Source organism: Frankia tisae (genome assembly GCF_025403405.1).
In the GTDB taxonomy this organism is placed as follows: Bacteria; Actinomycetota; Actinomycetes; order Frankiales; family Frankiaceae; genus Frankia; species Frankia tisai.
In genome coordinates, this window is sequence record NZ_JANEZT010000346.1 from 1 (window position 1) to 7,167 (window position 7,167).

The window sequence follows — 7,167 nt, forward strand, 5'->3', positions numbered from 1 at the left end:
CTACTGCGGTGACGTCCACAGGGGCTGCTCGCCCGCGGTCGGACCCGGCCCGCCGGTCGCCGGCACCGGGGCGATCGCGGCGCCACCGTACTCGATGCGCCACGCCTGGGCGCGCGTGAACGCGCTGGCCTCGTGGACGGCCTGCAGCCGGGTCGGCCACGTGCGCGCCCCGGCGGGATCGTCGGTCAACCGCCAGCCGCACACGTCGGCGATGTAGCGGTGCTCGCCGTCCCAGGCGACCTCGATGCGCCACGCCACACCCTGCTCCACACCAGCCAGCACAACACACACCCCCCGCCATGTCGAACGCTAGTTCGATATTCGTACCAGTTCCGGATATTCCCGGAAACAGCCCCCGGGAACGTCCCTGCCGACCACGGCCTGTCGCGACCCGCACCCGAACCGGTGACGGCAGGGTGTGGACGCCTGCGCACTCGCCTTCGTTCCTGCTCTGCTCCGATTGTTGCTCAACGGGCCGTCGAGGTGCGCTAAGTCCACGCCGGCCCGCAGGTACGTCGAGAAGCATCCACCGGCCCGCAGGCTCGGCATCGATCGGGTATCGATCGGGTGCGGAGTCTGCGCGGCGATGGGCGGGCTGATCCGCAGGCGGCCGGGCTTCTTGCCCGCTCGGCCGCGCGGACCCGCCTGGCCGCCGGGCACGACGTGGTGATTGCGCAGTTCCTGGGCCGTACGGTGTTCATCAAACAAATTGAACGCCTCGCCGACGACGTCGGCGCCGACTTTCCCGAAATCGTTCTGCTCGACGGCAAGCAGAACGCACGACGACGCGGGGAGTCAGGCCTGGCCGCGATAGCTCTCCCCGTCGGCGGCCGGCGCGGTGAGGTGGCGTTGGCGCTGCCAGGCGGCGAGCAGCCGCCACATCCGCCCGGCGACGAAGGCGCCGACGAACATGATCACGTAGACCAGTGGCGTCCAGGCTCCTCCGACGGAGGTGTGCGTTCCGTCGCGATAGGTGAACGTGGCATCGCTGGTCAGGTAGGCGATGCCGGCCCAGTGGAAGGTGCCGGTGGCATCGGGGGCCGCCGTGGTGATCCCGGCGTCGAAGGCGCTCCGGCCGGCGTGGTCGACCAGCATCACGACGACCTCGACGGCGATGAGAGTGAGGGCGGCGGCCGTCCAGGACGGCCGCCGCGACAGCTCGCCGTACTCGGCGGCGAGGTAGCCGGCCGCGAGGATGCGCAGGTCACCCAGCTGTCGCACGGCCTGGCGGGCGCCGACGTCCGCGGCGGCGGCGTGGAGGTTGTCGCGTAGTTCCCGACGCCGGGCGGTCCGGGATCGGCGCGGCAGATCCTGCAGCCGGGTGTTCATCGTCCACACGACGCGTTCGATACGAAGGCGGTCGAGGGTGCTCGGCGAGGCGGCCATCGTCAGGTGTCCTCCGTGGTGGTGGATGGGTCGGGAAGGCGCCGGACCAGCACGGGATGGACCACCGCGGCCAGCGACAGCCAACTTTCGGTGCCCTCGCTCAACGCCTGGGATCCGGCCGGGGTCGGCCGGTAGTACTTGCGGGCCGGACCGGAGCGGGAGGCGACCAGGCGCCCCTGCAGCCGACCTTCGCGTTCCAGGCGCGCCAGCGCCGGGTACACGCTGCCCTCGCCGATGTCGCTCAGCCCGAGCTCGCGCAGCCGCTGGACGACTTCGTAGCCGTAGGACTCCCTCTCGGCGAGCAGCCGCAGCAACAGCAACGACAGGACGCCCTTGAGGAGCTGGGGGTCATGCGTCGGAACCATGGAAGAAAACTAAGCCGAGTACCTGGCATAGTCAAGTAGCAGGCGACGGTGCCCGACGGCGAGCCGACGACCACCAGGGCTACGGGGTACGGGGCTGGCCGACTCATCGCCCCGGCCAGCCCTCCGCCCCGGCCGGGACGGCTTTTTTTGGGCGGGGGGACGCCTTCTCCCGGGCGAGTCAGCCCACCAGCTCGCGCAGGAGCCTGCGTTCCTCCTGCTCGCCGAGGCCTTCCTGGCCCTGCGCCGGGCCGCCGCGGGCGGTGTCCCAGGCGAGCGTGTCCGCCAGGGTCCGCGCCAGGGGACGGATCGTCAGCCCGGCGGCCGTCGCCCGCGAGACGTCGACCTCGTTGATGGCCTCGCACCCGGGTGCGGCGATCCACAGGGGAATCCCCATCCACGGGTTGACCCCGGCGGCGATCAGCCGCTCGCTCGACACCCAGACCGCCGTGGCCGGCTCGTCGGCGAATGCCTGGCAGGCGTCGAAGAACGCGCCGAACGCCAGCGGTCGGCCGGTCACGTTGAACACCCCGCCCACACCCGACGCCGCCGACCGCAGGATCCAGCCCGCCAGGTCGCGCACGTCGATGAACTGGGCGAGGTCCGCCGGGTCCCCGGGCAGCAGGATGCGCCCGCCGCGGGCGAAGCGGCGCGGCCAGTAGGCGAAGCGGTCCGTGGGATCATGCGGTCCGACGATCATGCCGGGGCGGACGATGAGCGCCTGCGCTCCGAAGGCGCCCAGCACCAGCCGTTCGCAGGCCGCCTTCCGCGCGCCGTAGAGCTTCGCCGGCGCCGTGTCGTCGTCGAGTTCCAGCAGGTCGCCGTCCTCGTTCTGCGGGGTGCTCTGGTCGGCCAGGACGGACAGCGAGGAGACGTAGACGTACCGGCCGACCCGGCCGCGTAGCGCGTCGAGGGCGCGGCGCACGACCGGCGGGTCGTAGCCCGCGACGTCGACGACGAGGTCGAAACGGCGCCCGGCGAGCGCGGACAGGTCACGGGTGCGGTCCCCGAGGACGGTCTCGGCCGTGGGAAACAGCCCGGGGTTGGTCTGACCGCGGTGGAACAGCGTCACCTGGTGGCCGTCGGCCAGCGCGGCCTCGACCAGGGTGCGGCCCACGAAACGGGTGCCACCAAGAATGAGAATGCTGCGCGGTCGGGAGATGGTGCCTGGCATGATGTGCGACTCCGGACGAGGTGAGAATGTCCCGGGCCGCGGCGGGGGAAACCGCCTCAGTCGGCGACCCGGATGAGGGCATCGCGAAACTCGCTCACCGCACCCATAGGACCCTCATCTCCCTCATGCGACTCCGACAGCGGTAACCCTAGCAGCGGCCTGCCCACTGCCGCACAGGGTTTTTCGGTGCCCCGAGCAGACCTGCGTCCTGGCCCCGGTCGCACGAGAGGGAAACGGGACGTCTTCGGCCTGGCCTGCGCCCTGCCCCCCGCTGGCGCCGCGGAGCCACGACACCGACGCCGAACCACACCCGACAGCTCGAACGCCGCCCAACATCACACACAGTCACTGCGCACGTCAGCAAGAAAGAGGAAAGTGTCTCGGAAGGCGGCGCCACGCCGCTGCCGCGGCCTTGGCTCAGGGGCGGTTCATGCGGGCCAGCGCAGAACGAGCGGGTTGCCCGGATCCTCGTTGTCGATCAGCACGTCGGCGTGTTCCCGGGGTGCGGCACAGGTCTGGTAGAGCTCCTGGGCGGGCAGGTAGCGCGCTTCGTAGCGTGTGCGGACGGCGGCGTCCGGCCCGTCGATCGCGACGCGTAGAACCCGGTCCGGGACCGCGTTCACCAGCAGGTCGGCGAGGGCACTCACGACGTGGGTGCGCGACGGCGGTGGACCGGGCTCGTCGATCACCTCAGGTGACTTTTTCCCCGAGCATGAAAAAACCATTCTTTGTGTCCATGTGGCTGGCGCCTTCCTGGAGTCGGCATTCCTGCGTTTACATACAATGACTTCCTTAATGACTTCCTTTTGGAGCTCGACAATATGCTATAAGCAGATTTTCCCGGTGCCGATGTCGCATCGTTGACAATCCCCGCCTCATCTTCCAAAGTACGTTTGTGCCGACAGGGATCGCCGCTTCCGCCGCGAGCGGATGAATGTGTCCGGCCGCCTGGTCGGACCAGGCCGTCCAGACCGGGCTCACCTGGGTCCGGCGGCTGTCACCTGCGGCGCTGCTGGCCGCGCTGGGGCTCGTGTACCTGTGGTTCGGCGCGCTGAAACTGGCCGGCGTCTCCCCGGCCGAGGACCTGCTCGGCCGGGCACCGCCCTGGTTCGACCAGGATCTGACGGTGTACACCCTCGGCGGGGTCGAGATCGTCATCGGGCTGGCGCTGCTGAGCCGGCGCAGCCGACCGCTCGCGCTGCTCGCCATGGTCGCGCACCTCGTCGGCACGTTCCTCATGTTCGTGACCGCGCCGTCGGTCATGGTGCGCCACGGCAATCCGTTCCTGCTCACCGCGGGCCTTGTGCTGCTCGGCCTGGAACACCCCGGCGGAAGGACCGCCATCCAACCGGTGAACGAGCCGCCGGCACCGACACCGCCGTCTCCACCCCATCGCCGTGGAGGGCCCTCCGATGACGCGTCAGTCGACACTGTTCGACCCCAGGACTACGCGATCGTCGCCGTCGTCGCCTGAGCGGGGCGCGGTGGGTCAGGTCGGCCAGTCGAGTTGTGAGTCGGGGATGCCGAGGGCGCGGCCGTATTCCTCGGCTTCGGCGCGGCCCTGCGGGTCACCCCGCCGGTAGCGCAGGACCCGGCCGGGGAAGACTATGAAGCTTTCCTGGGCGGTGTGCAGGTCCACGTACCATCCGGACCCGGATGTATCCAGAGCCTTGCTCAGGTGCGCGGCCAGGGCCTCGGCTTCGGCGTCAGCGACGTCGAAGTAGATCAGCGTCCAGACGGGTGGTTGGTCGAGGGTGGCATTCCCTGACGCCGATCGTTGAATTTTCCGAACGAGCAGCGACAGGTCGTCCACGACCGTTCCCACCCGCAGGCTCTCGGCGATCAATACTCCGGCGGCCATGGGCGGCTCCCTGGGGTCAGGCTCTCACGGACGGTGGCGGCAGTGGCGTGGATGACGGTAGCAAGGGCCACGGCCACGGTGCTGCCCGACGGGCGCAGAGCCCGCCGCCGGGCGCCCGCCAGAGCGCCGGGCGCCGTGGAACACCCGCTCAGCGCCGCCGAGCACACCGCGCTCGGTCAACCGGACTCCATCGACGCCCCGCTCGGTTTCGTCACGACCCTCGCGCGGGTGCCCCGGGACCACACCCATCACCGAGCACGCCACCGGCACGCACGGGGTGACGCTGGTCAACGCCGGGTTGTTCGACCTGCTCGGGTTGCGCCTCTCGCCCCGCACCCGAGACCTGGGCAAGATCACTCTCTGCCGGGTGGGGGTCGAAGGCCGAGGCGCAGGGGGCGTTCCTGGCCGTCGCCAGACGAGCCCGCAGGGTTGTTCAGGGCCTGCGGTCGCGGAAGGTGCGGCGCAGGTCGCTGACCCAGGCGTCGGGGTTCTCCCAGGGGATGAAGTGGCCGCCGTGGTCGTGGGCGTTGACGTGGACGTGGTTGAACCAGGCGGCCTGCGGGCCGGTGGTGAACGCCTGGACGCGCTCGGCGGCGGTGTGGATGCCGGGCGGGTTCTCGTAGGTGACGAAGGTGAGGCCGACCGGGGCCTGCACGACCGGGGTGCGGTCGTGGGCGGGGGTCCAGGGGTAACGGTTGGCGTTGGCGTAGTACCGCATCGACGTGGCGATGGAGTTGTTCACCCAGTAGATCGTGGCGTGGGTGAGCAGGTCGTCCTTGGTGAAGACGGACTCGAGGTCGCCGCCGTTGTCGCTCCAGGCGTTCCAGCGTTCCAGCAGCCAGGCGAGCAGCCCGGCGGGTGAGTCGGCGAGCCCGTGGGCGAGGGTGGCGCCGTCGAGAATGTGCACGGCGAGGTGGGAGGCCGAGCGGTGGTCCAGCTCGATGATGCGGGCGCGGATGTCGGCGGGCTGGTCGTCGGTGAGGGGCCGGTTGCGGGCGAGGTCCCAGGCGCGGGGGCCGGTGAAGAAGTCCAGCGGCAGCCCGGAGCCGATGTGGATGCCGTACAGCTCACCTGCGTACTTGTGGCCGAGCTGGCTGGAGATGATCCCGCCGATGTCGCAGCCCCCGGCGGCGTACTTGTCGTAGCCCAGGGTCTCGGTCATCAGGGTGTGCCAGAGGTCGGCGACCTTCCAGAAGTTGACGTCGGGAAAGCCGGTGAGCGGGCCGGGGAAACCGAAGCCGGGCAGGGACGGCACGACGACGTCGAACGCGTCGGCGGGGTCAGCGCCGAACGCGGCCGGGTCGGCAAGCGGGTCGATCACCTTCGACCAGTGCCAGAACGTCCACGGCCAGCCGTGGGTGAGGATCAACGGGATCGGCCGGGGGCCGCGCCCGGGCCTGCGCAGGAAGTGCACCGGGACACCGGCGACGCTCACCTCGTAGTGCTCGTAGGCGTTGAGGGCGGCCTCGGCCCTGCGCCAGTCGTAGCCGTCGCGCCAGTAGGCGACCAGTTCACGCAGATAGCTGTCCGGGACGCCGTAGGACCAGTCCCCGTTCCCCTCGTCCAGCGGCGGACGGGTCAGCGCGAGACGGGCGCGCAGGTCCTCGAGGACCTCGTCGGACACATGGATCGGGGCGGGCTCCAGGGGGAAGGCGTGCGGGGTGGTCATGGCGTGATTCTCCTACTGGGCAGCGGGAAGCTGTGCCGTCGGTCTGTTGGATGGTTGGCGGCGAGCCGGGCTGTTTCAAGGAGTGCGGGCAGCGACGCGGCGTCTGCTCTACCGACGCCAGGCGGCGGACACCGATCACGGACACCGATCACCGAACCGCCATCGGCGGCGTCCCCGCCAGGGGGAGCGGCCGGGCTGTTCAGTGGCCGGGTGGGGTGGGGGTGCGCAGGGTGCGCAGTTCGGCGGCGAGGTCGTCGGCCTGGCGTTCGGCGCGTTCGGCGCGGGTGCGGGCTTCGGCGCGGGCCTCGCTGATCACGGCGAGGCGTTCGGTGGCGGCGTGGCGTTCGGCGTCGAGGCGGGCGTCGGTCTCGGTGCGGATCCGGTCGACGGCGGCGGCGGCCTCGGCGCGGACGCGGGTGATGTCGGCGGCGGCCTCGGCGCGCAGCCGTTGGGTGTCGGCGTCGGCGGCCTGGCGTAGGCGCAGCGCTTCGGCGCGTTCGGTGCGGATGTCCTCGCGCAGGGCGTCGCGTTCGGTGCGCAGCTCGGTGCGGATGCGGGCGTCGCGGTCGGCGTCGCGGTGCGCGGTGGCCAGCGCGGCCAGTGCCTGGTCGCGGGCGGCGGTGGCGGCGCGGGCGTGCTGTTCGGCGCGCACGGCGCGGGCGACGGCCTCGGCGACGCGTTCGGCGGCGTCGGCTTCGGCGGCCTCGCCCTGGGC

Annotated in this window: 8 protein-coding genes and 2 pseudogenes; 2 read left to right on the forward strand and 8 right to left on the reverse strand. The window is 71.0% G+C overall.

Going from position 1 to position 7,167, the window contains the following annotated elements; translation table 11 throughout:
- From NBZ85_RS24895 to NBZ85_RS24915, 5 genes are all read right to left on the reverse strand, one after another.
- The gene (locus NBZ85_RS24895; RefSeq protein ID WP_261559898.1) at positions 1 to 282 is read right to left on the reverse strand and encodes a streptomycin-6-phosphate phosphatase; all 282 of its coding nucleotides are present in this window, start codon (positions 280 to 282) and stop codon (positions 1 to 3) included.
- A 513-nt stretch (positions 283 to 795) separates the two neighbouring features.
- A complete protein-coding gene (locus tag NBZ85_RS24900) occupies positions 796 to 1,386 on the reverse strand; it encodes a hypothetical protein (protein WP_261559897.1) in 591 nt (196 codons plus the stop codon).
- Between the two features lie 2 nt (positions 1,387 to 1,388).
- The gene (locus NBZ85_RS24905; protein ID WP_261559896.1) at positions 1,389 to 1,751 is read right to left on the reverse strand and encodes a PadR family transcriptional regulator; all 363 of its coding nucleotides are present in this window, start codon (positions 1,749 to 1,751) and stop codon (positions 1,389 to 1,391) included.
- 178 nt (positions 1,752 to 1,929) lie between these two features.
- On the reverse strand, positions 1,930 to 2,922 hold the full coding sequence (locus NBZ85_RS24910; protein ID WP_261559895.1) for an NAD-dependent epimerase/dehydratase family protein: 993 nt from the start codon (positions 2,920 to 2,922) through the stop codon (positions 1,930 to 1,932).
- A 428-nt stretch (positions 2,923 to 3,350) separates the two neighbouring features.
- The gene (locus NBZ85_RS24915; protein WP_261562691.1) at positions 3,351 to 3,611 is read right to left on the reverse strand and encodes a nucleoside/nucleotide kinase family protein; all 261 of its coding nucleotides are present in this window, start codon (positions 3,609 to 3,611) and stop codon (positions 3,351 to 3,353) included.
- A gap of 245 nt (positions 3,612 to 3,856) precedes the next feature.
- Between NBZ85_RS24915 and NBZ85_RS24920 the strand changes: the two genes are divergently transcribed.
- Positions 3,857 to 4,396, forward strand: coding sequence for a DoxX-like family protein (locus NBZ85_RS24920; RefSeq protein ID WP_261559892.1), 540 nt, complete (start codon positions 3,857 to 3,859; stop codon positions 4,394 to 4,396).
- A gap of 15 nt (positions 4,397 to 4,411) precedes the next feature.
- On the opposite strand, the gene NBZ85_RS24925 is transcribed toward NBZ85_RS24920, so the two are convergent.
- Positions 4,412 to 4,783, reverse strand: coding sequence for a hypothetical protein (locus NBZ85_RS24925; protein ID WP_261562692.1), 372 nt, complete (start codon positions 4,781 to 4,783; stop codon positions 4,412 to 4,414).
- 247 nt (positions 4,784 to 5,030) lie between these two features.
- Here NBZ85_RS24925 and NBZ85_RS33360 point away from each other — a divergent pair.
- Positions 5,031 to 5,141 (forward strand): annotated as a pseudogene (locus tag NBZ85_RS33360) (Tn3 family transposase); the annotation flags it as partial.
- Positions 5,142 to 5,216: 75 nt separating this feature from the next.
- Here the strand turns inward: NBZ85_RS33360 and NBZ85_RS24930 are convergent.
- Together NBZ85_RS24930 and NBZ85_RS24935 are read right to left on the reverse strand one after the other, a co-directional pair.
- Positions 5,217 to 6,452, reverse strand: a complete 1,236-nt coding sequence (locus tag NBZ85_RS24930) for an epoxide hydrolase family protein (protein ID WP_261562693.1) — start codon at positions 6,450 to 6,452, stop codon at positions 5,217 to 5,219.
- A gap of 199 nt (positions 6,453 to 6,651) precedes the next feature.
- A pseudogene (locus NBZ85_RS24935) lies at positions 6,652 to 7,167 on the reverse strand (hypothetical protein); the annotation flags it as partial.

Excerpts from the sequence above, each read along its gene's own strand:
- NBZ85_RS24925 (WP_261562692.1), bottom strand. The coding sequence starts at position 4,783 with ATGGCCGCCGGAGTATTGATCGCCGAGAGCCTGCGGGTGGGAACGGTC.
- NBZ85_RS24910 (WP_261559895.1), bottom strand. The coding sequence starts at position 2,922 with ATGCCAGGCACCATCTCCCGACCGCGCAGCATTCTCATTCTTGGTGGC.
- NBZ85_RS24905 (WP_261559896.1), bottom strand. The coding sequence starts at position 1,751 with ATGGTTCCGACGCATGACCCCCAGCTCCTCAAGGGCGTCCTGTCGTTG.
- NBZ85_RS24930 (WP_261562693.1), bottom strand. The coding sequence starts at position 6,452 with ATGACCACCCCGCACGCCTTCCCCCTGGAGCCCGCCCCGATCCATGTG.
- NBZ85_RS24920 (WP_261559892.1), top strand. The coding sequence starts at position 3,857 with ATGTGTCCGGCCGCCTGGTCGGACCAGGCCGTCCAGACCGGGCTCACC.
- NBZ85_RS24900 (WP_261559897.1), bottom strand. The coding sequence starts at position 1,386 with ATGGCCGCCTCGCCGAGCACCCTCGACCGCCTTCGTATCGAACGCGTC.